The following is a 25,201-nucleotide window of genomic DNA, read 5'->3' as shown; positions in this document are numbered from 1 at the left end:
CCGAAGGACGACCCATGGCCCGCACCGATTTCCTGGCTTCGCTCAACCTTACTACGCTCGTCATCGTTCTGGTGGTCGCGGGCGTCGCGCTGCTTCTGTTCCTGCGCCGCCGATCGAACGCGCGTCCGCTCGAAGGGCGAGAGGAGCGCAACGTCGCGGCCGACCTGGACGCCGGCCGCCTCGCGCCCGATCACCTGCCGCCCAGCCAGCCCTGAACCCGCACCAGCCCCAGCGCGGCGAGCATCGTCAGCCCGGTTAGCGGGAACGCCGCGCCGGCCGCCGCCATCAACAGCCCGAGCCCGCGGCCGGTCCCCCCCGGCGGCATCCCCAGCCCCCTAGGCCGCCGTCGCCACCACATCACCGGCGCGCTGACGACGAGCAGCAGCAGCGCGGCACAGGCGGCGAGCATCACCAGCCGGTTGGGCTCGCCATATTGCTGGCCCTGATGCACCGCGATCCCCCATTCGATCGCGCGGGCGCCCGCACCGAAATCGGCATAGCGTGCATCCTGGACGATGCGACCGCTGGCCGCATCGACGGCGACCACATGCGCGTCGTCGGCGCGCGCTACGAGCGCGCTGAACAGATACGGCGCGCCGGGCGTCGCCGGCAGCGTCATCGTCCACGCCGTGCCGACCCCGCGCGCGGCCGCGAGCGCGCGGTCGGGACCGATATCCCCCGCCCCGCCCATCGGCATCGCCGCATGCTGCATCGACCAGGGCAGTGCGGCGCCATGCCCGCCATGCCCGCCATGCTCGCCCGCCGGCGCAGTGGGTCGCCCCCAGCCCTGCGCGGTGACGAGCGATTGCAGGCCGCGGCCCCAGACGCCGCTCCACGGCATGCCGGTGATCGCCAGGAACAGCACCACCGCGCCGCCGAGCGCTCCGGTCGAGCCGTGCAGATCGCGCCAGAAGCCGCGGCCATTCGGGCTGCCGCGCACGGTCAGCCGCGGGCGCTGCGCCCACAGCCAGAAGCCGGTGAGCACCAGCACGATCGCCCATCCCGCGGCGATCTCGATCAGCGCGTTGCCGATCGGCCCGGTGATCGCCAGGCTGTGCAGCTCGCGCAGCACGCCGGTGATCCCGCCCGCGCGGGTCAGGCCGAGCACGCGGCCGTCGCCGGGATCAACGAAGGCGAGGCGCCGCGTTCCGTTCGGCGCCGCGACCGTCATCCGCCACGCCTCGGGCGCGGATGGCCTGGCGACCTGGACGACCCGCGCGCCCGTCTCCGCGCCCACGCTGGCGACCAGCGTACCGATCGGCAGCGTCGGCCGCGCCTCGACCGACAGCCATTCGGCATAGACCGCGCGCTCGATCTCGGTCTTGTAGAGGTAGAGTGCGCCCGTCACGGCGAGCCAGCCGAGGAACGGCAGCACGAACAGCCCCGCGACCAGATGCCAGCGCCAGACCGCGCGTTGCAGCACCCCGCTCACAGCCGCCCCCGGATGCCGGCGAACACCGCACGCCGCTCAGTCGGATAGTAGATGGCCGAAGCGTCGCTTGCGCGCACCACCGCCGACACGTCGCCGATCGCGCGCTTCCCGCCCAGGTTGCGCGCATCGACGAATAGCGTGACCCCCGAGCGCAGCTGCGCCGTCGCGCCCAGCCCGACCAGTGCATAGCCGGGCACGCGGACGGTGTTGGCATAGTCGGCCCAGGCACCCTCAGGCACCCACTCGACGTTGGGGGCGAGCGCCAGCGCCTCCGATCCCAGCCGCAGCTCGCCGCGATAAAGGTGGCGCGCGATCACCGGCAGCCGATTGTCGCCGAACTGCGCATCGCCGCGGAAGCGGAAATCGTTGAGCTGATAGGCCTGACGCAGCGTCAGCCACGGCGCGAGGCTGAGATCGAGCGCCGCCTCCACGCCCTGATGCCGCGTCCGCCCGGCGTTGAAGGTCGCAGCCGGCACGCCCGGCGCCTGGTCGAACTGAAGCAGCTCGCCGCGCAGGTCGGCGCGGTAGAGCGTCACGTCCCAGCGCGCGATCCCGACGCTGCCGCGCGTGCCGATCTCGGCCGTCCACGCGCGCTGCGGCGCCACGTCGACGAAGCCCGGCGTCACTACGCCGCCGACCGCGTACGGCGTCTGGTTGAGCTCGCTGAAGCCCGGCAGCTCGACCGAGCGGTTGATGTTGCCATAGAACTGGATCGCGGACGACGGCTCGAACAACAGGCCGAGCTTGGGCGAGAAGGCGTCGAAGCTCGCCTCGCCGCTTCGCGCGGGCGCCAGGCGGTTGGCGACCGCGCGCTCGCCATGGGTGAAGACGCCGCCCGTAACCAGGGTGAGCCGCGGCACGAAGGTGAGGCGCAGTTCGCCATAGCTGTCGATCGTCCGCGCCATCTGCCGAGCATCGGCGGTCAGCGCACCGCGCCGGCCGCCGACGTTCACATATTGACGCGCCCGCACATGGCCGAACCGCGCGGTCGATCCGATCGACGCCTCCACCGGCATCCCGCCCATCTCGCCGGCCAGGTCGATGCGGGCGAAAGCGCCGTAATCGGTCGATTTCTGGTCGATCACCTGAAAGATCGGGTGGTCCAGCTGCTTGTCGTTGAGGAACGCGCCGACCTCGATCCGCCCGGCACCGATCGCGATCGTGGTGCGGTTCTGGAGCCGCAGCGAATCGATGTCGCGCGCCTGATCCTGCGCGACCAGAGCGGGCAGCACCTGAGACGGGTCGGTCAGCGCCTGATCCAGCGTCAGCGCGCCGGGCAGGTCCTGTCGGATGTGATTGGCGCTGGCGTAGAAGCGCGTCTGGACCGCGGGCGCGAGTTGCAGGCCGACATTGCCGTTGAGCCGGAGCGATCGCCGCCGCGCATGATCGCGGTCGCCATCCGATGCGTCGCCGGTGATCGCCAGATAGCCGTCGCCCGCCCCGCTCGCCATGCCGGCGGCGAGCTTGAAGCGACCGGTGTTCCAGCTCCCGCCGTCGATGCGCGCCTCGACCCCCGGGGCCGATCGCCCGGTCGGCGTCACCGCGTTGATCGCGCCGCCCAGCGTCGATCCGCCGAACCGCAGCGCGTTGCCGCCGCGATAGACCTCGATCCGCTCGAACACCTGCGGGTCGAGCTCCTGGAAGTCGCCATTGTTGTCAGCCAGGTTGATCGGCACACCGTCCTGCATCAGCAATAGCCCGCGCATGTGGAAGCCGCGGCTGAGCCCCGAGCCGCGAATCGACAGCCGCACCTCCTGTCCGAAGCGCGGCTGCGCATAGACGCCGGGCGAGAAGGCAAGCGCGTCGCGCAGCGACACCGCCGCCTTGTCCGCATAGGTAGCGGCATCGACGACATCGACGCCGCCGGGAGTCTTCAGGACTTCGGCTTCGGGATCGGCACGTTCGCCGGTGACGACGATCGTCTGCGGATCATCGTCGCGGGCAAGCGCCGGCGCGGCAAGCGCGAGCAGCGACACGCCCAGCAGGGCGCGTGGAACAACGGACATGAAAAACCTCGAAGGACTGAGGCGCGCGGGCGCGCGCAGGAAAGGCTCAGGCGTTCGAGAAAGCGGGCGGTCCCCGGAGCGGCGGTCGAAGCCGCAGCGCGACGTCGCGGCGCCGGGGCGGCACGGCGAACAGCAGCGCGGCGGCGACGATGGCGAGCGCGGCGAACAGCAGGATCGGATCGGCACTGCCCAGCCACGGTGCCGCAAGCCCCGCAAAGGCGCAGGGCGCGCCGGGCTTGTCGTGCTCGCCGGACGCGGGCGTCTGGCCGCGCTCGCCAAGGCCCGGGATCGCGATCGTCATCGCGCGCGAACCCTCGCCCGAGCAGACCATCACCGTGAGGCGTCCGTCGGCGCTCTCGCCCGCCATGAACCCGGCGGGCACCGCGACGCGCACCAGCAGCGCCGCCGCGACGATCAGCGCGGCGATCCAGACATGGTTGCGGAACAGGCGGCGGAGCGCAGTCACGGAGCGCGCCATAGGGGCTGGCCGCGCCGCTGTCACCGATCGTTCATCCGCAGGGCTCAAGAAGGCGGGCATGATCCGCCGTTTTATCCCCCTCGTCGCCCTCGCCGCCTGCACGCCGATGAGCGGCGTCGAGCCGCCGCCTGCCGCCAATGGCACCCGCTATGGCGCGGTGGGCACCGAGCCCTTCTGGTCGCTCGGCATTGCCGATGGGCAGATGGCCTTCGCCGATGCGGAGGGCCGGACGATCGCCGTCGCGGCGCCGCCCGCGCGCCCGAGCTTCAACGGCGAGCGCTATGTGACGCCGCGGCTGACGCTCGACATCACCCACGTCCCCTGTAGCGACGGCATGAGCGACAAGACCTATCCCGACACCGTCCGCGTCACCGTGGATGGCCGCGAGTTGAAAGGCTGCGGCGAATCGAAGCCCGACAACGCGCTGGAAGGCCGCGACTGGCGGGTGAACGCGATCGGCGGCGAGTCGCCCGGCGGACCGCAGCCGGCGACGCTGCGCTTCGATGGCGGCCGGCTGACCGGCACCACCGGCTGCAACCGCCTGACCGCGAGCTATACGCTAAGCGGCGATCAGGTGACGATCGCCGCCGCCGCGACGACGCGCATGGCCTGCCCCGGCCCGGCGATGGCGCAGGAGCAGCGGCTGACGACGGCGCTGCGCGGCCCGCTGACGCTGGTGCGCGGCAAGGATGGGGTGATGCTTGCCAACGCGGATGGGTCGGCGGCGGTGACGCTGGTGCCGGTGCGGCCGTGATCGGGCTGGCGGCGCTGCTCGCGGCGCAGATGCCGCCGATCGGGGTCGAGCCGCAGGAGACGATCATCAAGCTCGCCTTCGATCCGGCGCGGCTGTTTGGCAATCGCTCGCATGCGTTGGTCGAAATCCAGTACCTCGGCGATGACTATGCGTTTCCAGTCTATGCCATCGCGATCCAACGCGATTGTGTGGGGAAGCGAGGTCCCAACTGCCAACCCACCCTGATCGCCAGGATGGTCCGGGCACCGAATGCCAAAACCGTGGAGCGGCCACGCTGGGCCGGCGCGGCGATCGTCGGGCGCGTGAAACAGGCTGGCGCCAAAACGGCGGATCAGGTGGCCCTCGTCCTCGACGAACTTGAGCTCGATTGGCTTGAGGCCGACCTTTCCAGCTGCCCCGGCGCGATGGCCGTGGTCCCGGATGCCGAGCGCGCTGAATGGGTGCCCCCGGCGGTGACCCGTCCGAAGGCCATCCGACCGATCGAGATGTTCCTTCATTTCGACAAGGTAACCGTCAGCTTTGCCGGCGATTATACGCGGAAGACGACCTTCTCGGGCCGTATCGCCGATCACCTTCCGAGCGGCTGGGCGATTCGCCTGGCCGCCGCGCTGGAGCCGTGCTGGCGCCCGGCGACGGAGCCGCCGCCTTGGCGCCGCGCTGCTACTCCGCGGCCTCCGGCAGCGCCGGCGGCTCTGCCGGCTCCTCGGCCTTGAGCTTGCTCAAGGGGCGGGGGTGCGCCTCGACCATCGGCAGCGGTTCGATCGACTTGGCGCCGGTGTCGATGTTGAGCGTCTCGAACCGCTTGGCCTGGGTCATCACCTGGCTCTCGATCGAACCGACGAACGCGTTGTAGGCGGTCGTCGCGGTCTCCAGGTTCTTGCCGACCTTGGCGATGTGCATCCCCATCGTCGCGACACGCGCGTGGAGCTCGCGGCCGAGTTCGGCGATCTGCCGTGCCTCGCCCGCCAGCTTTTCCTGGCGCCACACCGCCGACACGGTTCGGGCAATGGCAATCAGGTTGGTTGGCGTGGCGAGAAGGACCTTCTTCGAGAAGGCGAAGTCCCAAAGACCGGGCTCGTACTCCAGCGCTGCGGACAGGAAATGCTCGCCCGGAACGAACATGATGACGAATTCTGGCGTGTTCTCGAACTGGCCTTGATAAGCCTTGTTGCCCAAAGCGTTCACGTGCGCGCGCATTGAAGCGACGTGCGCATCGAGGTGCCTTTTGCGCTCAGCCTCATCAATCGCGCCGTAAGCGTCCTGATAGGCGTTGAGCGACACCTTGGCATCGATGACCAGGATCGAGTTGCCCGGCACCTTGACGATCGCGTCGGGGCGTAGCCGTCCGCCGTCCGCATCGACCGACACCTCCATGAGGAAGTCGGTATGCTCGGCAAGCCCACACGTCTCCAGCACGTTGCGAAGCTGCTGCTCGCCCCAGCGCCCGCGCGCCTTGGGCGCGGCGCGCAGCGAATTGACGAGCTTCGCCGCCTCCGCCCGCACGCCCTCCTGGCCGGCGCGCATGCCTTCCATCAGGCCCTTGAGCTGGCCATACGCCTCGGTCCGCTCCTTCTCGACGGTCTCAATCCGCGCCTCATAGCGCTTGAGCGTCTGCTCGACGGGCGCCAGCAGCGCCTTGATCTTGACCTCGTTGCTGTCGCTCGCCTGGTGGAAGCGTTCCTGCGCGCGGGCAAGGAAGGCGTTCTGCGCCTCGCCCAGCAGTCGGTTCGACACTTCGGCGAATTGCGCGGCCATCAGATCCTTGGCCGCCTTGAACTCCTCCAGCCGCGCCTCGAACGCGCGGGCGTCGGCCTTGAGCGTCGCGAGGTCGAGGCGCGCGGCGTCGCGCTCGATCCGCAGCGTCTCGTTCTCGGCGACCAGATCGCCCATCCGTGCGGCGCGGTCGCTGGCGAGCGCCAGGTCGGTGATCGCCTTCTTGAACTCGTCCTCGCGCGCGTCGCGCTCGGCGCGCACGCTCTCGACCCCGCGATTGCCGAGGAACCAGCCCAGCACCGCGCCGACAACGAGCGCGGCGACGACGAGCAATATCGCGAAAACGGGATCCATGAAGCGCTCCGGGGGTGAACGGAGCGCGAACCTACAGGCTTGACGTCACGGCCTCAAGCCGCCGACTTCCTCAGCTTGGCGAGTTTCTTCAGCACCATGTCGCGCTTGAGGCGGGAGAGGTGGTCGATGAACAGGACGCCGTTCAGGTGATCCATCTCGTGCTGGAGACAGGTCGACATCAGCCCGTCGAACCACGCCTCCTGGACGTTGCCGTCGAGGTCGAACCAGCGTGCGCGGCAGCGATCGGGACGCTCGACCTCCGCATACATCTCGGGAATCGAGAGGCAGCCTTCCTGATAGCAGCGCCGCTCGTCAGATACCTCGAGGATCTCTGGGTTGATGAAGGCGTGGGGTGCGCGGATCGGCTTGCCGTCCTCGTCCGCTTCCTCCTGAAGATCGATGACGAGCACGCGCTTGGGCACCGCCACCTGGATCGCGGCGAGGCCGATGCCGGGGGCGTCGTACATCGTGTCGAACATGTCGGTGACGAGCTGACGGACCTCGTCGGTCACGCCCTCGACGGGTTCGGAGACGAGCTTGAGCCGCGGATCGGGCACTTCGATGATGGGGAGGACGGCCATGCTGGTAAAATGGCGGCGCGCGCGGGCGGGGTCAAGTTTGAGGCGGGCGCACCGTCTTCGGCACGTCCTTCGACAAGCTCAGGACGAACGGAGGGGCGCGCGGCTAGCCACGAAGAAACCGTTCGTGCTGAGCCTGTCGAAGCACGTGCCCAGTCCGCCGCCCTACGAAACCGGCCGCCTTGCCCTAAGCGCCTGCGCCAGCGTCCCCTCGTCCAGATAATCGAGCTCGCCGCCGACCGGCAGGCCGTGGGCGAGCTGCGTCACGCGCACTGGAAATCGCTCCAGCCGGTCGGCCAGGTAATGCGCGGTCGTCTGGCCCTCCAGCGTGGCGTTCATCGCCAGCACTACCTCCTCGACGCCGCCCGCCTCCAGCCGCCGGATCAGCGCGTCGATCGACAGATCCTCGGGCCGCACGCCCTCCAGCGCCGACAACCGCCCGCCCAGCACGTGGAAGCGCCCCGGGAACAGCCGCGAGCGTTCGAGCGCCCACAGGTCGGCCACTTCCTCGACCACGCAGAGCGACCGCGCGTCGCGGCGCGGATCGGCGCAGATCGCGCAAGGGTCGGCGGTATCGACGTTGCCGCAGGTCGAGCAGGTCGCCAGGCGATCGTTCACCGCCGCCAGCGCGCCCAGGAGCGGCGCCAGCGCGGTCTCGCGCCGCTTGAGCAGGTGCAGCACCGCACGCCGCGCCGAGCGGGGGCCGAGGCCGGGAAGCCGCGCCAGCGCCTGGGTGAGCGCCTCGATTTCGGAAGAAGCCATGTGCGCCCAAGATAGGGGGTTGCGCGCCCGCCTGCCAAGCGGCGAAGGGGGGCCATGCGGATCGTCTTCATGGGCACGCCCCATTTCGCGGTGCCGGTGCTTCGCGCGCTGGCGGATGCCGGCCACTCGATCGTCGCCGCCTACTCCCAGCCGCCGCGGCGCGCGGGACGCGGCAAGGCGCTGACCCCCTCCCCTGTCCAGGCCGAGGCAGAGGCGATGGACGTGCCCGTGCTGACCCCCGTGACACTGCGCGACGTGGACGCGCAAGCGGTGTTCGCCGCGCATGACGCCGACGTTGCGGTGGTCGCCGCCTATGGACTGATCCTGCCGCGTGCGGTGCTGGATGCGCCGCGGCTCGGTTGCCTCAACGTTCATGCCTCGCTCTTGCCGCGCTGGCGGGGCGCGGCGCCGATCCAGCGCGCGATCCTGGCGGGCGACGAGTGGACGGGCGTTGGCATCATGCAGATGGAAGCGGGCCTCGACACCGGCCCCGTCCGCCTGGAACGCCGCACGCTGGTCGCCGACAAGACCGCGGGCGCGCTGACCGACGAACTCGCGGCGCTGGGCGCGGCGGCGATGGTCGAGGTGCTGGGCGACCCCGACGCCTATCCGCCCGTGCCGCAATCGGCAGAGGGTGTGACCCATGCCGCCAAGATCGAGAAGGCGGAGGCGAAGCTCGACTTCCACCGGCCGGCGATCGAGGTCGAGCGGCAGGTCCGCGCCTTCAACCCCGCCCCCGGTGCCTGGTTCGACGTGCGCGGCGAGCGCATCCGCGTGCTCGCCGCCGAGGTGTCGACGGGCAAAGCGCCGTCGGCGACCATCGTGGCGGACGCGACCGGCTTTGCGATCGGGTGCAGCGAGGGGCTGCTGGTGCCGACGCTCGTCCAGCGCGCGGGCCGCGCGGCGATGACGCCGGGCGACCTCCTGCGTGGCTTCTCGATCCCAGAGGGTGCGCTCGTCGGATGACGCGCTTTGCCCTGACGATCGAGTGGGATGGCCGCCCCTTCATGGGCTGGCAGCATCAGGCCCATGGGCCCAGCGTCCAGCAGGCGATCGAGGATGCCGCGCATGCGGTGACCGGCGAGGAAGTGCTCGTCCAGGCGGCGGGGCGTACCGACACGGGTGTTCACGCTCTGGGCATGCGCGCGCATTGCGATATCGCCAAGCCGATCGCGCCGTTCCGGCTGATGGAGGCGCTCAACGCGCGGCTGCGCCCAAACCCGGTGGCGGTGCTGGCGTGCGAGGTGGTGCCGGACGACTGGCACGCACGCTTCTCCTGCATCGCTCGCCACTACGAATATCGCATCCGCACGCGCCGCGCGTCACTGACGATCGAGAAGGGCTTTGCCTGGCGGATCGCACCGCCGCTCGACGTCGCGGCGATGGCGGCGGGGGCGGCGATGCTGGTGGGGCGCCACGACTTCACCACCTTCCGCTCCGCGCATTGCCAGGCCGACAGCCCGCTGCGCACGCTCGACCGGCTGGAGGTGGTGACGGAAGGCGACCTGATCCGCGTGTTCGCTTCGGCGCGCTCGTTCCTCCACCATCAGGTGCGATCGATGGTGGGATGCCTCGCGCTGGTAGGGCAAGGCCGCTGGTCGCCGGAGGATGTGCGGGCGGCGCTCGAGGCGAAGGATCGCGGGGCACTGGGGCTCAATGCCCCGCCGGATGGGCTGTTCTTCGTGAGCGCGGATTACCCGCCGCTATAGCGTCTCGGAGACGTAGCGCGGCGTCACCGCGAGAACGCCCCCACCAGTTCGACATGCGTCGACCACAGGAACTGCCCGACCGGCTGCACCCAGTCGAGCCGATAGCCCCCTTCGCACATCGTCTTGGCATCGCGCGCGAAGCTGCTGGGATTGCAGGAGACATAGGCGACGCGCGGCACCTTCGCGCCCGCCAGCGCCGCGGCCTGCTCGCGTGCGCCGGCGCGCGGTGGGTCGAGGATCACCGCGTCGAACCGGTCGAGCTCCTCGGTGGTCAGCGGGCGGCGGAACAGGTCGCGATGCTCGGCGAACACCGTCCGCTGGGCCATCGCGGCGGCGCCCTTGAGCGACAGGATCGCCTCCCGCGCACCCTCGCCGGCGTAGACGCGCGCCGACGGGTCCACGCCCAACGCGAACGTGCCGAGCCCGGCGAACAGGTCTGCGACGATGCGCGCATCGCCGACGATCTCGCGCGCCGTGTCGACCAGCGCCGCCTCTCCCTCGCGCGTCGCCTGGAGGAACGAGCCCGGCGGCAGCGGCACGGCGACGCCGCCCAATGTCACCGTCACCGGCTCGGGCGCCCAGCGCGCTTCGGGACCGTAGGTGTCGTCGATCGACAGCCGCGCCAGCTTGTGCCGGCGTGCGAAGGCGGTGATCGCCTCGGTCGCGGCCAGCCCCTCGGCCAACCGCCCCTTGAGCACCACGTCGACTCCCTGGTCGGCGAGCGTCAGATGGACGTCGATCCGCCCGCTCTGCGGCAATTGCGCCGCCAGCAGCCCGCGCAGCGGCTGGAGCAGCGCGAAAAGCTCGGGCGCGAGGATCCAGCATTCATCGAGGTCGATCAGCGCGTGGCTCTGCGCCTGGGTGAAGCCCAGATGCACCTGCCGCCCGCGCCGCTCGGCATGGAGCGTCGCTCGGCGGCGCGTGCGCGGCGGGCTGACGATCGCGGGGCGGATCGGCGCCTCCAGCCCTTGAGACCGCAGCGCGCCCTCCACCCGGTCGTGGAGGTACGCGGCATAGGCGACGTCATCCAGATGCTGGAGCTGGCAGCCGCCGCATTGCGGATAGTGTCGGCATGGCGACGCCTGGCGATGCGCGCCGGCAAGGATGCTGCCATCCTCGAACACGCGGTCGCCGGGTGCGGCCAGCGGCACGTGGCGACCGGAGGCGGTGATGCCCTCACCGCGCGCGGCGACGCGCACCACGGGGTCTTCGTCGTTCACAGGCATTCGGCGATCGCTTGGGGAATGTGCATCGCCAGATCATCGGCGACGAAGGCCGGACCCGCAAGCGTCGCGGCGCGCGCATGCAGCCAGACCGCCTCGCGCGCGGCGCGATCCGGCTCGCCCGACCCCGCCAGCCGCGCGGCGACGAGGCCTGCGAGCACGTCGCCGGTGCCCGCGGTCGAGAGCCAGGCGGGCGGCTGCGCGACTACCGCGCCACCGTCGGGCGAGGCGATGATCGTCAGCGCGCCCTTGAGCACGACCGTCGCCTGAGACGTCTGCGCGGCATGGATCGCGGCGGCGATGCGATCGCCCTCAATGGCGCCGAACAGCCGCGCGAATTCGCCTTCATGGGGCGTGAGGATTGTCGGTGCGTGCCGCCTTGCGATGGCCTCGGACGTGATGAGCGAAAGCGCATCGCCATCGATGATTAGAGCGCAATCACTTGCCAGCCAATGCTCGCACACCGTGCGAGCTTGATCGTCGCGGCCCAGGCCCGGTCCGATCAGCACGGCGCCGGCCTTACCGGCGTCGATCGTCTCGCGGTGGACGATCGCCTCCAGCGGCATCCGGGCGTCCTCGCCGGTCAGCACGACATAACCGGCGCCGCCGCGTGCCGCCGCGATCGCCGCCAGCCGCGCCGCGCCCGGCATCGCGCCCGCGAAGACGCCGACCAGCCCGCGCGTATATTTGTGGTCCGCCGCGCTCGGCGGCGACAGGCGTGGCCGCGCGATCGTCCGTACCGACGGGGTCATGTCGAGGCCGATCCGGTCGAGCAGCACCGCGCCGCTCGCGGCGATGCCGTCGCCCTGCACCTGCCCGCGCTTGATCGCGCCGAGCGCCAGCGTCGCATCGGCGCGCAGCACCGCTCCCAGCGCCGCGCCGCTGTCCGCGTGGAGGCCGGAGGCAATGTCGATCGCCAGCACGAAGTCGGCGTTGGCCCGCAGCCGCTCGATCGCCGCCGCGACGTCACCCTCGATCGCGCGCGACAGGCCGATGCCGAACAGGCCGTCGATGATCACCGGCCGCGCCGGCGCTTCGGCCAGCGGCACCGTCGACCCGCGCCATGCGGTGCGCATCGCCTCTGCCGCGCCTTCCCAACGGTCGCCGAGTGCCGCGACAACGACATCATGGCCTGCCTCGGCCAGAAAGCGTGCGGTTGCAAAGGCATCGCCGCCATTGTTGCCGGGTCCTGCGAGCACGAGCACCGGCCGCCCCATCGCGAAACATGCCGTCTCTCGCGCGACCGCTCGTGCCGCGCGCGCCATCAGCTCGGCTTGGGCAGTGCCGCGCGCGAAGCATGCCGCTTCCGCCGCCCGCATCTCGGCGGCGGTGACGACCGGGGCGTCAGGCGGGATCATCGGCCTTGACCGTCGCGGGCAGGCGATAGCGTGCGCCGCCGATCGCCACCTCGATCTCGCGATCGCCGACCACGCGAACGACGGCCTGCTCCGACCCGTCCGCCGCGACGACGCCCCGCCCGTCCTCGGCGATCCGCAGCCGGTGGAAGCCGCCGTCGGGCAGATGCACCGTCAGCAGCGTGCCGCCTGCATCGGCCAGCCGGTCGACGGTACACACACGGCGGAACTCGGCCTCGCCCGGCGGCGCGCACTGGATGCGACCGTCATCCTCGGCGGCAGCCCTGCCCTCGGCCTCTGCCGCGACCAGGCCGTTGCCCGGCGCCTGTGACGACGTGCCGTCGCATGCGGTCAAGAGCATCGTGCCCGCCAGCATTCCCCACTTCATCCGCCCCCTCCGATCGATCCCCGCGCTTCGGCGATCAGCGGTGCCAGCAGGTCGCACCAACGCGCAACCCCCGCGTCGTCGGCGATCAGGTCGTTGCGAACCTCGATCGAGACACAGGCGATCCCGCGCGCCTCGCCATGCCGGTTGAGCGTCGCGTTGAGCAGGCGCCCCGAATAGGGTTCGTTGTCGCCCGTCTCGATCCCCGCAGCGCGCAGCCCGGCGATCAGCACCCGCGCCGCGCGATCGTCGCGATTGTAGAGAATGCCCGCCTCCAGCGTCCGCGGCGGCTGGCCGCGCAGCTGGCGCGTGAAGCTGTGGATCGCGACGAGCAGCCGCGGCGCCGTCGCTCTCACCTCGGCGGCGATCGCGGCGTGATAGGGCGCGTGAAAGCGCGCAATGCGATCGAAGCGGTCGACGCCGATGTTGCCGGGCACGGCGATGCCGTCGCTTTCGACCGGAACGAGCGCCGGATGGTCGGGCTCGCGGTGGAGGTCGATGACGAGACGCGAGACGGTGGCGAGCAGCGCCGGGGCGCCGAGCGCCGCCGCCAGCGCGCGGGTCAGCGGTTCGGCGCCAATATCGACCGCGACATGCTCGCGCATCACCTCCGGCGCGACGCCCAGATCGATGCCGGGTGGCACCGCGTCCGAGGCATGGTCGCACAGGAGGAGCGTGTCGGCCGCGCCATCGATGCGGACGACGCTCATGCGAACCCCGGCGCGCGGCGTTGGCGATAGGCAGCGAGCCCCTTGATGACGTCGTCGCCCGCGAACAGGACGTCGAACGCGGCGTCGTGATCGCCCCCAGGGTCGCGAAGAACATCCTTGAGCATTCGGGTCGAAGCCCTTGAGTTGGCGGCGATCGTTTCCGCCAGCGCCATCGCCGCTGCCCAGGCATCCGCAGCCGCCGTCTCGACCAGCCCGATCGCCAGGGCGCGCTCGGCATCGATTGGCTCCGCGGCGAACAGCATCCGCGCGGCCTGACCGCGGCCGACCTGAGCGACGAGGCGGGCGACGTCGGGGGCTGGATAGCCGATACCGATCCGCGCCGGGGTGACGGCGAAGCGCGCGCCCTCACCCGCAACGCGGATGTCGGCGGCGAGCGCCAGCGCCACGCCCGCGCCATAACAGCCGCCCGCGATCACCGCGATCGTCGGCACCGGCACGTTCGCCAACGCGTCGATCGCCGCGCGCATGGCGAGGCGGAACGTCTCCACGGCGACGGGATCTTCGGTCAGCCGCTCGAACTCGGACAGGTCGGCCCCGGCCGAGAAGTCGCGTTCGCCGCCGATCAGCAGCACACGCGTATCGGTCGGCAGCGCTTCGAGGATCGCCGCGAGGCGGTCCCACTCGGCGACGGGCACGGCGCCTCGCCGCTCGGGCGCGTCGATCGTCAGGCGGGCGATGCCGCGGTCCAGGGGGTCGAGACGGAACATCGGCTGCGGCGATGCCGCATCGCGCGGCGCGTGTCACGTGCGAGGGAGGTGGCGGGGTCCGAAGACCCGGCCACCGGCAGGCGATCCGCTCCCGGCGTACGGCCCACTGCCCTCATCCTACGCAAGCGCCGTGCCGATTGATTCGTCCATAGGCTAGGCATAGCCCAAGTCCCGCAGCGGGACTCAAACTGTCACGCAAGTGCCGTTTCGAGACACCACCAGTCCGTCGAGGCTAGGTCGCCGGCCGCCGCGACGCGGTCCGCCGGATCGTCGAACAGCGCAAAGCACGTCGCGCCCGATCCCGACATCCGCGCCAGCCGCACGCCGCGCTGCTCGCCAAGCTTTGCCAGCACCGCGTCGATCACCGGCGCGATCGCGCGGGCCGGCGGCTCCAGATCGTTGCGGCCCGCCATCGCCGCCGCCAGCGGCTCGCCCTCACCGATCGGGCCGCGATCGATCCGGTCCCAGCGTGCGAACACTGCCGGCGTCGACACCGCGACGCCCGGATTGACGAGCAAAGCCGGCAGCTTCGGCAAGGGCGCGGTCGGCGCCAGCCGCTCGCCGCGACCCCGCCCGAGTGCGGGCAAGCCCAGCAGACAGGCAGGCACATCCGATCCCAGCGCCTCGCCACACGCCACCAGCCGCGCGTCGTCCGCCGCCACGCCATGCGCGCGTGCCAGCGCGCGCAGCGTCGCGGCGGCGTCGGCCGATCCGCCGCCGATGCCCGAGGCGACGGGCAGCCGCTTGACGAGCTCGATCGCCGCGCGCGGCACCGCCTTCACCCGCTCGGCGAAAAGGCGCTCGGCGCGCAGGACCAGATTGTCGCCCTCGCCCGACAATCCCGCCGCGAACGGCCCGGTGATCGCCAATCCCGGCGGCCCGTCCGGATCGAGCCGGATCGTGTCGCCATCGGCGACGAAGGCGAACAGCGTCTCGAGCTCGTGATAGCCGTCCGGCCGCCGCGCGCGGACGTGCAGCGCCAGGTTGAGCTTGGCGGGTGCGGCTTCCTCGATCACGTCAATCGACGACGCCGCGCTCGACCTTGGCGGCAAGGCGGGTCTTGTCGGCGGCGTCGGCATGGACCGACGCCGCGCGCCAGGCATAGCGCGCCTCGTACCGCCGGCCGCTTGCCCAATAGGCGTCGCCCAGATGCTCGTTGATCTCGACATCGCCGGGCTGGGCGGCGGCGGCCTGTTCGAGAAGCGGCAGCGCCTTGGCGACCTGGCCGCGGCGGACATAGGCCCAGCCGAGCGAGTCGGTGATCGAGGCGTCGTCGGGCTTCATCCGCCGCGCCTTTTCGAGCAGACCCTGCGCCTCGGGCAGATCGAGCCCGCGCTCGACCAGCGCATAGCCGAGATAGTTGAGCGCAACCGGTTCGTCGGGCGCAAGCTCGACCGCGCGGCGCAGGTACGGGAGCCCCTCCTCGAACCGCCCGGCCTGTTCGAGCGCGCCGCCGCGCTGGAGGTTGAGCACCCAGTCGCCGCCGCCGGGCTCACGCGCCATCGCGGCGGCATAGGCGTCGGCGGCCTCGGCATAGCGATCGGCGGAGACGAGCAGATCGCCGAGCTGGCGTGCGGCGTCGCCGCCGGCGCCCTTCGCGGCCGAGCGCCGTGTCGCCAGCGCGATCGCCGCGGTGCCGTCGCCGGTACGATCGAGGATCTCGATCCGCTCGCGCTCGGCCTCGCCGGCATAGGGGCTGCGCGACTTGATGCCGTCGAGCAGCGCCACCGCGCGGCGCCCGTCGCCATCGCGGGAGAGCGCGTCGGCCAGCAGCAGCCGCGCCCGGTCGTTGCCGGGCTCAAGCAGCAGCGCGGTGCGGGTCAGGAGCACGACCAAAGGCGAGGGTTCGTCGCCCGACAGGTCGCCCGCCAGCCGTGTGAACAGCGTTGAGGTGCCGAACGCCGCGGTCGGCTTTGCGCCTCGGCCCAGCGCCTCGCGCTGAGCCCGCGCCGCCGGGTCGTCGCCCGCGAGCAGCGCCCGCGCGGTGCCCATGTCGCCGCGCCCGGCATAGAGGCGCGCGGCGGCGATCCGCATCTCCAGACCGCCGCCCTGCGCAAGCAGCAGCCGCAGCGCGGCATTGGCCTCCGCGTCGCGCTTGATCGCCACCAAAATCAGCGCGCGCGCCTCCGCCGAATAGCGGCGTTCGATCGCATTGTCGGTCTCGCTGCCGAGCTCGGCGAGCGCGTCGCCGCCGGTCTCCACCGCGATCCAGGCGCGCAGCACCGGCCCGACGAAATCCAGCGGTCCCTGCCCCACCCGCGTGGCCGTGGCGCGCGCGCCGTCCCAGTCGCGCGCCGCCACCTGATCGGCAAAGCGCAGCAGCGCCGCATCGGCGGGCGCGACCTTGGACGCTTCCAGCACCGCCAGCGCGCGGCGGGCGAGCGCCAGATCGCCGACCGACACGCCCTCGCGGAAGGCGCGGATCGCGATCACCTCGTTGCCCGGATCGGCGGCGAGCGCCAGCGCATAGCCGCGTGCGGCGACGTCTGCCGCACCCGCCGCGTCGGCGGCGCGCGCGCGGACATAGGCGGACAGCTCGCCCCCGCGCGGCGGATCGGCGGCGACCGCGGGCGCCGCGATGCTCGCAGCGGTTGCGAGGATCAGGACGCTACATGTTCGGATAGTTCGGCCCTCCGCCGCCCTCGGGCACCACCCAGTTGATGTTCTGGGTAGGGTCCTTGATGTCGCATGTCTTGCAGTGGACGCAGTTCTGGGCGTTGATGACGAACTTCGGATCGCCAGTCCCCTTCGGATCGTCCTCGCCCACCACTTCATAGACGCCGGCCGGACAGTAACGCTGCGCCGGCTCGTCGTACAAGGGCAGGTTGTGCGCGATCGGCACGTCCGGATCCTTGAGCGTCAGGTGGACCGGCTGATCCTCCTCGTGATTGGTGTTCGAGATGAACACCGAGGAGAGGCGGTCGAACGTCAGCACGCCATCGGGCTTGGGATAGTCGATCCGCTGGACCTCGTTCCGGCCCCACAGGCTCTCGTGATCGGGCTTGTGGTGCATCGTGTAGGGCAGCTTCAGCCCCCAATGCTCCAGCCACATGTTGACGCCCGACAGGCCCGACCCGAACAGGTCGCCATATTTCTTGACGAGCGGCACGACGTTGCGGACGCGGTAGAGTTCGTCGCGCACCCAGCTGCCCTGATAGGCGGTGGGATAGGCGGACAGTTCGTCGCCGCCACGGTCGGCACCCACCGCCTCGAACGCGGCCTCGGCCGCCATCATGCCGGTCTTCATCGCGGTATGCGTGCCCTTGATCCGCGGCACGTTGAGGAAGCCCGCCGAACAGCCGATCAGCGCGCCGCCCGGGAAGACGAGCTTGGGCACCGACTGATAGCCGCCATCGTTGATCGCCCTAGCGCCATAGGAAACGCGCTTGCCGCCCTTCAACAGCTCGGCGATGTCCGGATGCGTCTTCCAGCGCTGCATTTCCTGAAACGGCGAGAGAAACGGATTGCGGTAGTTCAGCCAGGTGACATAGCCGAGCGCGACCTGGCCGTTGGCCTGATGATAGATGAAGCCGCCGCCGTTCGATCCCGGCGTTTCGGACAGTGGCCAGCCCTGCGTGTGAATGACGCGGCCGGGCTGGTGATTGGCGGGATCGATGTCCCACAATTCCTTGACGCCCAGGCCATAGACCTGCGGATCGCAATCGGCGCGCAGGTCGAACAGGCGCATCAGCTCCTTGGACAGGTGCCCGCGAACACCCTCGGCAAAGAAGGTGTAGCGCGCATGGAGCTCCAGCCCCGGCTGCCAGTCGGGCTTGCGCGTGCCGTCGCGGGCGATGCCCATGTCGCCGGTCGCGACGCCCTTGACCGACCCATCCTCGTTGAACAGCACTTCGGCCGCGGCAAAGCCGGGAAAGATCTCGACGCCCAGCCCCTCGGCCTGCTCGGCCAGCCAGCGGCACAGGTTGCCGAGTGAGCCGGTATAGCACCCGTCATTGTGCATGAACGGCGGCAGCGCCGCTTCGGGAAGCGCGCGCTTGCCGGTCTTGGACAGCACCCAGTGGTGGTTCTCCGTCACCGGCGTCTCGGCAAGCGGGCAGCCCATCGTCCGCCATTCGGGCAGCAGCTCGTCCAGCGCCCGGGGATCGATCACCGCGCCCGACAGGATGTGCGCGCCGACCTCAGAACCCTTTTCGAGCACGCAGACCGCGATCTCCGACCCCGCATCGGCCGCGAGCTGTTTCAGGCGGATCGCCGCCGACAGGCCCGCCGGCCCGGCGCCGACGATCACCACGTCATAGGGCATCGATTCGCGTTCGCTCATTCACTCTCTCCGTCGCCGGGCGCGTCGTCGCATTCGCGGGGCGCTCTGGCCGGAGCAGCGCTGCCCGATCATTGACGCGGCGGTCAAGTTGATAGCGGGTAGATGGCGATGGGGGCCGATCAATACCACCGATGGGATGAACTGGCGGCGAGTGCGCTCGACTGGTGGGCCGACGCCGGCGTCGATGTCCTCGTCGACGAGGAACCGCGCGACTGGCTCGCCCGCCCGGTCCGCCCCGCCGTAGCGGCACCCGCACCGGCCGCGGTGCCGGCGGAGAGCGGCCCGGCAGATTATGCAAGCTTCTGGGACTGGCGGCTGGGCGCCGGTGCGCCGGAGCGCGACTGGGGCAATCCGATCCTGCCGCCCGAGGGGCCGCGCGATGCCGATCTGCTCGTCCTGGTCGACCAGCCCAATGGTGATTCGCTGCTGGGCGGGGCGGAGGGCGCAATGTTCGACCGCATCCTCGGCGCGATCGGTCGGCGGCGCGGCGACGTGCTGGTCGCGGGTCTCGCGATGGCGCGGCCGCTGGCCGATACGCTGTCGCCCGATCAGCTGCCGGTGCTGACCGCGGTGGCCGATCGATTGCTGGCGCTGGCGCCCGCCAAAACACTGCTAATCGTCGGCCATACGACGAGTCGTGCGATCCTCGCGGCGGACGGCGCTCCCGTTCCGCGTGGTTTACATGGCATTAACCGGACTGACCGAGAGTTGCAGGCGCTCGCCATCGCCCACCCGCGCTTCATGATGAAGCATCCGCAGGTGAAGCGGGACGCGTGGCGCTGTCTGCAATCGCTCCTGGGGGGACAAGCCTGATGCGTATCCGTCTTGGCGCCGTCGCGCTCCTTGCTTCCGTGGCCTTGAGCGGCGTCGCCGCTGCCGAAACACCCAATGACGACAAGCTGCCCGTGCGCGGCGCCGCCGCCAGTCGCGGCGGCATCCCGCAGCAGCTCGACGACGCGCAGCGCGAGGGGTATCGCGCCGTGTTCGCCGCGATCCGCGCGGGCAGCTGGACCGACGCGCAGCTCCGCCTCGACGCGATGCGTCCCGGCCCGCTCCATGCGATGGCGCGTGCGCAGATGTACACGGCCAAGGGATCGCCCAAGGTCGAGCTGATCCCGCTGATGGCTCTGCTCGCCGAGGCCCCCGAACTGCCGCAGGCGCCGGATGTCGCCCGCCTGGCCAAGCTGCGCGGGGCCGAAGCGCTGCCGACGCTGCCGACGCCGCAGCGGCTGATCTGGGTCGACGGCGCTCCGAATCGCATCCGGGTGAAGGGCACCGCCAGCGACACCGCCGCGGCCGAGCTCGCCAACCGCGCCCAGCCCTATATCAAGGCCGACGACGGCGTCGCTGCGGAGGCGCTGGTCCGCGAATATGAGGGCCGGCTGACGCCCGAGGCGCTGACCGAATGGCGCCAGCGCGTCGCCTGGATCTATTACCTGACCGGCGACGACGCCAACACGCGCCGCGTCGCAGCGACCGCGCAGACCGGAACCGGCGAGTGGGTGCCGCAGGCGGACTGGGTCCAGGGACTCGCTGCCTGGCGCCAGAACGATTGCAAGGCCGCGCAGATCGCCTTTGCCGCGGTCGCGCAGCGCGCCAGCGACGTCGACCTGCGCGCCGCCGGCCATTATTGGGCCGCGCGCGCCGACATGGCATGCGGCCGCCCGGACCTCATCCAGACCCGGCTGCTCGCCGCCAGCCAGTATAACGAGACCTTCTACGGCATGCTGTCGCGCCAGGCTCTGGGCATTGCCGAGGCGACAGATCGCCTGCCCGACCGCACCGCGGGCACCGACTGGAAGGCGCTGGAGCGCCGCCCCAACATCCGCGTCGCCGCCGCTCTCGTCGAGATCGGCGAGGACGATGCCGCCGCCGACCTTTTGAAGCACCAGGCCCGCATCGGCGATGCGAGCGACTATGCCGCGCTGTCGCGGCTTGCGGGATCGCTCAACCTGCCCGCGACGCAGATTTGGCTGTCGCACAATTGCCCGGCCGGCGCGACGCCGCAGGTCGCGACGCGCTATCCCGCGCCCGACTGGACGCCGGACGGCGGCTGGCGCGTCGACAAGGCGCTTGTCTATGCCCACACGCTTCAGGAATCGCGCTTCCGCTCGACGGTTGTCAGCCCCGCTGGCGCGTTCGGCCTGATGCAGATCATGCCCTCGGCCGCGAGCGATATCGCCAAGGCAAAGGGCATGGCCGCGGTGATCGACCGCTCGGCGCTGTCCCGCCCGTCGACCAACATGGAAGTCGGCCAATCCTATCTCGAGAAGCTTCGCGACCTGCCCGCCACCGGCGGCCTGCTGCCCAAGGTGATCGCCGCCTATAATGCCGGCCCCTCACCCGTCGCAGCGTGGAACCTCGCCTCCAAGGACGGCGGCGATCCGCTGCTCTATATCGAGAGCATCCCTTATTGGGAGACGCGCGGCTATGTCATGACGGTGCTGCGCAACTATTGGATGTACGAGATGCAGGCGGGCAAGGCGTCCGACAGCCGCCATGCACTGTCGCAGGGCATGTGGCCGCGCTTCCCGGGTATGAAGGGCGCGACCGCGGTAAATTCGCGGGCGGATAGCGCACGCCGGCGTTGATCCCCAACACCGTTCGTCCTGAGTAGCCGCTGAGCGAAGTCGAAGCGGCGTATCGAAGGACCGGGCCAAGTGCTTCGATACGGGTCTTCGCCTTCGCTCAGCCCCTACTCAGCACGAACGGATTACTGATATGACCGAGCCGAAGATCGTCCGCCGCCCGGTCCGCATCGCCGTCCTCACCGTCTCCGACACGCGCGGGCTCGTGGACGATCGCTCGGGCGACACGCTCGTCGCGCGGCTCGAGGGCGCAGGCCATGTCCTCGCCGACCGCGCAATCGTGCGCGACGATGCCGACACGATCGTCGCGACGCTCCACCGCTGGATCGACGATCCCGCAGTCGAGGTGGTGGTCACCACCGGCGGCACCGGCGTCACCGGGCGCGACGTCACGCCCGAGGCGATCGAGCGTGTCTGCGACAAGCTCATCCCCGGGTTCGGCGAGCTGTTCCGCTGGCAGAGCTATGCCAAGATCGGCACCTCGACCATCCAGTCGCGCGCGTGCGCCGGGGTCGCCCGCGGCACCTATCTGTTCGCGCTGCCGGGATCGACCGGGGCGGTGAAGGACGGGTGGGACGGCATCCTCGCCTCCCAGCTCGACATCGACCACAGGCCCTGCAACTTCGTCGAGCTGATGCCGAGGCTCGAGGAGCGTTAACCCTTTAGTCCTGCGCAAGTCGCAATCCGTCCCGCGGCGGGACGGCGGAAAACGGCCACTGGTCAAAAACGGGCTTGATCCCGATAATCGCCCCTAACGAACAGTAAAGGGGTGCGATCATGGTTAAGGCGGTCGGTCGTTGGGTGATGGCGGGACTTGCCGCGCTGATGCTGCCCGCCGTCGCCCATGCGCGTGGCCCTGCGGTGACCAGCGTGATCTCGCTCGAAAGCCCGCTGGGGCCGGGTGAATATGCCTGGGACGACAGCGGCGTGCCCGCCGGGCCCGTTCGCATCGTCGTCGACCTGTCGACCGAAAAGCTCCACGTCTATCGCCACGGGGTCGAGATCGGCCGCGCCTACATCCTCTATGGCGCCGATCACAAGCCGACGCCGACCGGCACCTTCCCGATCCTGGAAAAGGATCGCGACCATGTCTCCAACCTCTATGGCGCGCCGATGCCGTACATGCTCCGACTGACCTGGGGCGGCGTCGCGATCCATGGCAGCGAGGTCGAGGCAAACGCGGCGACGCACGGCTGTGTCGGCGTGCCCGACGAGTTCGCCGCCTTGCTGTTCGCGCAGGCCAAGAAGGGCGACCAGGTGCTGGTGACGCGCGGCTGGCGCCCCGACCTCTACAAGGACGAAGCGCCAGCGCCGGAGCGTCTGGACGCCGAGGACGGCGAGACGGTGGTGGTGGAGGAAGTCGTCACGCCCTAACCCTCCATCTGCGCCACCCACTCCGTTCGTCCTGAGCTTGTCGAAGGACGTGCTGCACACGGCGCGCTTGCGGCACGTGCTTCGACAAGCTCAGCACGAACGGTTTTGTGTCCCGTCACCCCGGACTTGATCCGGGGTCCCGCTCCCTGTTCGGCCTTTGAAGAAAGAATGAAGCGGGATCCCGGATCAAGTCCGGGGTGACGAGGGAATTCAGCGTTTGCGCTTCCCCTGATGCTTGATGTTCGCCGGGCGCCCCCGCCGCTTGAGCACGCGAGGCGGTCCGCCGCGGCGCCGATCGTCGGTCCGCTCCCCGCTTCCCGAGCCCTTGCCGTCGGGCAGCTCGAACCGGAGCGCCCCCGAAACCGGGTTCGCCTCCACCAACCGCAACTTCAGCTTCTGGCCGAGTGCGAAGAATTCGCCCGTCTCCTCGCCCACCAGCCGCTGGCTCGCCTCGTCATGGCGGAAATACTCGCGGCCGAGGTCGCGGGCGGGGACCAGGCCGTCGCCCCCCACGCCCTCGACCGTCGCGAAGAAGCCGAACGCGGCGACGCCGGTGATCTTGGCGTCCATCACCTCCCCCACATGCTCGGCGAGATAGGCGGCGACGTAGCGGTCGATCGTGTCGCGCTCCGCCTCCATCGCTCGCCGTTCCAGGCTGGAGATGAGTTCGCCCACCCGCTCCATGTTGGCCGCATCCTCGGCCGACAGCCCGCCGGCGCCCAGCTTATAGGCATCGACCAGCGATCGGTGGACGATCAGGTCCGAATAGCGGCGGATCGGCGAGGTGAAATGCGCGTAGCTGCCGAGCGCGAGGCCGAAATGCCCGGCATTCTCCGGCCCGTAATAGGCCTGGGTCTGCGTTCGCAGCACCTGCGTCATGATCTCCTCGCGCGCCTCATGCTCTTTCAGCGTGCCGAGGATGTGGTTGAACGTCGCCGGGCGGATCACCTGGCCGAGCGCGAAGCTTATTTCGAACGTCTTGAGATAGTCCTTCAGCGCGGTCAGCTTCTCGCGGCTGGGCGGCTCGTGGATGCGGTACATGACCGGAGCCTTTTTGCGCTCCAGCGCCTTGGCCGCGGCGACGTTGGCGGCAATCATGAAGTCCTCGATCAGCCGATGCGCGTCCAGCCGCTCGCGCGGGGCGACGGAGAGGATGCGGCCCTTTTCGTCGAGCACGACCCGCCGCTCGGGCAGGTCGAGGTCGAGCGGGCTGCGCTTGTCCCGCGCGCGGCCGAGCGCCGCCCAGCAGGCCCAGAGGGGAAGCAGCGCGGTTTCGACCAATCCACCCAAGTCCCCCTCCCGCTTGCGGGAGGGGTTAGGGGAGGGTCTGTCCGCAGGCGCAGCAATAGAAGAAGAAGAAGGCCCTCCCCCGACCCCTCCCGCAAGCGGGAGGGGGGAAGACGCACGGGCATCCACCGCCGCCTGCGCATCCTCGTACGCGATGTTCGCTGCGATCCGCACGACCGCGCGGGTGAAGCGCCAGTCGCGGATGTCGCCGTCCTTGCCGATGACGAGATGGCACGCCATCGCCGCGCGATCCTCGCCCGACTTGAGCGAACAGATGTCGGCGGACAGCACCTCCGGCAGCATCGGCACGACGCGATCGGGAAAATAGACGGAATTGCCGCGCTTGCGTGCTTCCTTGTCGAGGAGCGAGCCCGGCCGGACATAGAAGCTGACATCGGCGATCGCGACGATCGCCTTGAACCCGCCCTCGTTGCCGGGATCCTCGTCGGGCGTCGCCCAGACCGCGTCGTCATGGTCGCGCGCGTCGGCGGGATCGATCGCGACGATCGGCAGGTGGCGCAAATCCTCGCGATCCTCGCCCAGCGGCTGGCGCGCGACGCGCTCCGCCTGGTCGATCAGGTCGGGGGAGAAGACGTTGGGGATGCCGTGCTTGTGGATCGCGATCAGCGAGAAGCTGCGCGGCGCGAACGGATCGCCCAGCCGCTCGACGACCTTGGCCATGATCCGCGGCGGGCGCCCGGTCTTTTCGGCAAGGACGAGGTCGCCGGGCTCGGCATCGCCGCGCTCGACCACGGGCAAGTCGCGCGCTGCCTTCTTGTCCAGCCCCGCGAGGAACAGCCGCCCGCCCTCTTCGCGCAGCACGCCCAGGATCTGCTCCTCGCCGCGCGCCAGCTTCTTCATCGGGTGGGCGAGCCAGCCGTTGCCGGCTTCTTCGGTGCGCGCGAGGATGCGGTCGCCGGGGCCGAGCGCCGACTGCTTGCGCCCACGCTCGATCACGCGAAGCCGCGGCTGGGGAATGCCCTCCGCCTCCCAGCGCTCGGGCACCGCCCAGACGGTGTCGCCATCGGCGTCGACGACGCGCAGCACCGTCACCTTTGGCACGCCGCCCATCCGATGGAACGCGCGGCCGGGGGCGAGGTCGACCAGCCCCTCGTCGGTCATGTCCTTCAAGAGCGACTTGAGCGCGATCTTGTCGGCGCCGTGCAGCCCGAACGCCTTGGCGATCTCGCGCTTGCCCGCCGGCTGGTCCGAAGACGCGATGAAGTCGAGGATCTGCTGGCGGCTGGGCAGGCCGGGATGGTTTCGCATGTTGGGGAGATAGGGGGTTTGCGAGGGCGGCGCATCCCCATCTCTTCCCCGTCACCCCGGACTTGATCCGAGGTCCCGCTTCCTCGCGGCGTTGGCTGAAAAAGCGGGACCCCAGATCAAGTCCGGGGTGACGTGTAAAAGGAGCCGTTCGTGCTGAGCTTGTCGGAGCACGTGCCCGGAATGGAGCGCTTGCGGCACGTGCTTCGACAGGCTC

At 70.4% G+C, this 25,201-nt stretch carries 24 protein-coding genes; 9 read left to right on the top strand and 15 right to left on the bottom strand.

What is annotated here, in order from left to right; all coding sequences use genetic code 11:
• The first annotated feature begins 14 nt into the window (after positions 1 to 14).
• Positions 15 to 215, top strand: a complete 201-nt coding sequence (locus tag RS883_RS06915; protein ID WP_315764132.1) for a hypothetical protein — start codon at positions 15 to 17, stop codon at positions 213 to 215.
• On the opposite strand, the gene RS883_RS06910 is transcribed toward RS883_RS06915, so the two are convergent.
• The 3 genes from RS883_RS06910 to RS883_RS06900 are packed head-to-tail and all read right to left on the bottom strand — an operon-like array spanning position 191 to position 3,916.
• Positions 191 to 1,423, bottom strand: a complete 1,233-nt coding sequence (locus tag RS883_RS06910) for a PepSY domain-containing protein (RefSeq protein WP_315764130.1) — start codon at positions 1,421 to 1,423, stop codon at positions 191 to 193. The two genes, RS883_RS06915 and RS883_RS06910, sit on opposite strands and share 25 nt — an antisense overlap.
• Before the next feature lie 5 nt (positions 1,424 to 1,428).
• Positions 1,429 to 3,438, bottom strand: coding sequence for a TonB-dependent receptor (locus RS883_RS06905; protein ID WP_315764128.1), 2,010 nt, complete (start codon positions 3,436 to 3,438; stop codon positions 1,429 to 1,431).
• A 46-nt stretch (positions 3,439 to 3,484) separates the two neighbouring features.
• Positions 3,485 to 3,916, bottom strand: a complete 432-nt coding sequence (locus RS883_RS06900; RefSeq protein ID WP_315764126.1) for a DUF2946 family protein — start codon at positions 3,914 to 3,916, stop codon at positions 3,485 to 3,487.
• Positions 3,917 to 3,974: 58 nt separating this feature from the next.
• Between RS883_RS06900 and RS883_RS06895 the strand changes: the two genes are divergently transcribed.
• Positions 3,975 to 4,670 (top strand): META domain-containing protein, encoded by a 696-nt coding sequence (locus tag RS883_RS06895; RefSeq protein ID WP_315764124.1) that lies wholly within the window; start codon positions 3,975 to 3,977, stop codon positions 4,668 to 4,670.
• Positions 4,667 to 5,383 (top strand): hypothetical protein, encoded by a 717-nt coding sequence (locus RS883_RS06890; RefSeq protein ID WP_315764122.1) that lies wholly within the window; start codon positions 4,667 to 4,669, stop codon positions 5,381 to 5,383. The genes RS883_RS06895 and RS883_RS06890 overlap by 4 nt, the downstream gene beginning before the upstream one ends.
• On the opposite strand, the gene RS883_RS06885 is transcribed toward RS883_RS06890, so the two are convergent.
• The 3 genes from RS883_RS06885 to recR all read right to left on the bottom strand — a co-directional run bounded on the left by RS883_RS06885 (position 5,331) and on the right by recR (position 8,077).
• The gene (locus tag RS883_RS06885) at positions 5,331 to 6,737 is read right to left on the bottom strand and encodes a DNA recombination protein RmuC (protein WP_315764120.1); all 1,407 of its coding nucleotides are present in this window, start codon (positions 6,735 to 6,737) and stop codon (positions 5,331 to 5,333) included. The genes RS883_RS06890 and RS883_RS06885 overlap by 53 nt on opposite strands.
• A gap of 53 nt (positions 6,738 to 6,790) precedes the next feature.
• On the bottom strand, positions 6,791 to 7,318 hold the full coding sequence (gene def, locus RS883_RS06880) for a peptide deformylase (RefSeq protein WP_315764118.1): 528 nt from the start codon (positions 7,316 to 7,318) through the stop codon (positions 6,791 to 6,793).
• A gap of 162 nt (positions 7,319 to 7,480) precedes the next feature.
• Positions 7,481 to 8,077: a recombination mediator RecR gene (gene recR / locus RS883_RS06875; protein ID WP_315764116.1), complete on the bottom strand. Its 597-nt coding sequence runs from the start codon at positions 8,075 to 8,077 to the stop codon at positions 7,481 to 7,483.
• Positions 8,078 to 8,131: 54 nt separating this feature from the next.
• Here recR and fmt point away from each other — a divergent pair, with 54 nt between their 5' ends.
• Both fmt and truA read left to right on the top strand, forming a co-directional pair.
• Complete coding sequence (gene fmt, locus RS883_RS06870) at positions 8,132 to 9,043, top strand: methionyl-tRNA formyltransferase (RefSeq protein WP_315764114.1); 912 nt, start codon at positions 8,132 to 8,134, stop codon at positions 9,041 to 9,043.
• Positions 9,040 to 9,786 carry a tRNA pseudouridine(38-40) synthase TruA gene (gene truA / locus RS883_RS06865; protein ID WP_315764112.1) on the top strand — a complete coding sequence of 249 codons (747 nt, stop codon included), beginning with the start codon at positions 9,040 to 9,042 and terminating at the stop codon, positions 9,784 to 9,786. The genes fmt and truA overlap by 4 nt, the downstream gene beginning before the upstream one ends.
• A 23-nt stretch (positions 9,787 to 9,809) precedes the next feature.
• Here truA and RS883_RS06860 read toward each other — a convergent pair whose 3' ends face one another.
• The 8 genes from RS883_RS06860 to RS883_RS06825 form a co-directional block, all read right to left on the bottom strand.
• Positions 9,810 to 11,012: a class I SAM-dependent RNA methyltransferase gene (locus tag RS883_RS06860; RefSeq protein ID WP_315764110.1), complete on the bottom strand. Its 1,203-nt coding sequence runs from the start codon at positions 11,010 to 11,012 to the stop codon at positions 9,810 to 9,812.
• Positions 11,003 to 12,367: an NAD(P)H-hydrate dehydratase gene (locus RS883_RS06855; RefSeq protein ID WP_315764108.1), complete on the bottom strand. Its 1,365-nt coding sequence runs from the start codon at positions 12,365 to 12,367 to the stop codon at positions 11,003 to 11,005. Before RS883_RS06855 ends, RS883_RS06860 begins: the two co-directional genes overlap by 10 nt.
• On the bottom strand, positions 12,354 to 12,752 hold the full coding sequence (locus tag RS883_RS06850) for a hypothetical protein (RefSeq protein ID WP_315764107.1): 399 nt from the start codon (positions 12,750 to 12,752) through the stop codon (positions 12,354 to 12,356). Before RS883_RS06850 ends, RS883_RS06855 begins: the two co-directional genes overlap by 14 nt.
• Complete coding sequence (locus tag RS883_RS06845) at positions 12,749 to 13,459, bottom strand: N-formylglutamate amidohydrolase (protein WP_315764105.1); 711 nt, start codon at positions 13,457 to 13,459, stop codon at positions 12,749 to 12,751. The genes RS883_RS06850 and RS883_RS06845 overlap by 4 nt, the downstream gene beginning before the upstream one ends.
• Positions 13,456 to 14,187, bottom strand: a complete 732-nt coding sequence (locus RS883_RS06840; RefSeq protein ID WP_315764103.1) for an enoyl-CoA hydratase-related protein — start codon at positions 14,185 to 14,187, stop codon at positions 13,456 to 13,458. Before RS883_RS06840 ends, RS883_RS06845 begins: the two co-directional genes overlap by 4 nt.
• Before the next feature lie 191 nt (positions 14,188 to 14,378).
• Complete coding sequence (locus tag RS883_RS06835) at positions 14,379 to 15,203, bottom strand: 4-(cytidine 5'-diphospho)-2-C-methyl-D-erythritol kinase (RefSeq protein WP_315764101.1); 825 nt, start codon at positions 15,201 to 15,203, stop codon at positions 14,379 to 14,381.
• A gap of 1 nt (position 15,204) precedes the next feature.
• Positions 15,205 to 16,620, bottom strand: coding sequence for a tetratricopeptide repeat protein (locus RS883_RS06830; protein WP_315764099.1), 1,416 nt, complete (start codon positions 16,618 to 16,620; stop codon positions 15,205 to 15,207).
• A 175-nt stretch (positions 16,621 to 16,795) separates the two neighbouring features.
• Positions 16,796 to 18,469 carry an electron transfer flavoprotein-ubiquinone oxidoreductase gene (locus RS883_RS06825; RefSeq protein WP_315764097.1) on the bottom strand — a complete coding sequence of 558 codons (1,674 nt, stop codon included), beginning with the start codon at positions 18,467 to 18,469 and terminating at the stop codon, positions 16,796 to 16,798.
• 108 nt (positions 18,470 to 18,577) lie between these two features.
• Between RS883_RS06825 and RS883_RS06820 the strand changes: the two genes are divergently transcribed.
• From RS883_RS06820 to RS883_RS06805, 4 genes are all read left to right on the top strand, one after another.
• Complete coding sequence (locus RS883_RS06820; protein ID WP_315764095.1) at positions 18,578 to 19,282, top strand: uracil-DNA glycosylase; 705 nt, start codon at positions 18,578 to 18,580, stop codon at positions 19,280 to 19,282.
• Positions 19,282 to 21,060, top strand: coding sequence for a lytic transglycosylase domain-containing protein (locus RS883_RS06815; RefSeq protein ID WP_315764093.1), 1,779 nt, complete (start codon positions 19,282 to 19,284; stop codon positions 21,058 to 21,060). The genes RS883_RS06820 and RS883_RS06815 overlap by 1 nt, the downstream gene beginning before the upstream one ends.
• Positions 21,061 to 21,190: 130 nt before the next feature.
• Positions 21,191 to 21,715, top strand: a complete 525-nt coding sequence (moaB, locus tag RS883_RS06810; protein WP_315764091.1) for a molybdenum cofactor biosynthesis protein B — start codon at positions 21,191 to 21,193, stop codon at positions 21,713 to 21,715.
• Positions 21,716 to 21,834: 119 nt separating this feature from the next.
• Entirely contained in the window at positions 21,835 to 22,431 is a 597-nt protein-coding gene (locus tag RS883_RS06805; RefSeq protein WP_315764089.1) for a L,D-transpeptidase family protein, read from the top strand.
• A gap of 210 nt (positions 22,432 to 22,641) precedes the next feature.
• Here the strand turns inward: RS883_RS06805 and RS883_RS06800 are convergent, their stop codons facing one another.
• Positions 22,642 to 24,987 carry a ribonuclease R family protein gene (locus RS883_RS06800; protein WP_315764087.1) on the bottom strand — a complete coding sequence of 782 codons (2,346 nt, stop codon included), beginning with the start codon at positions 24,985 to 24,987 and terminating at the stop codon, positions 22,642 to 22,644.
• Between the last annotated feature and the right edge of the window lie 214 nt (positions 24,988 to 25,201).

This window comes from Sphingomonas sp. Y38-1Y (assembly GCF_032391395.1).
In the GTDB taxonomy this organism is placed as follows: Bacteria; Pseudomonadota; Alphaproteobacteria; order Sphingomonadales; family Sphingomonadaceae; genus Sphingomonas.
This window is presented reverse-complemented; position numbering and strand designations above follow the sequence as displayed.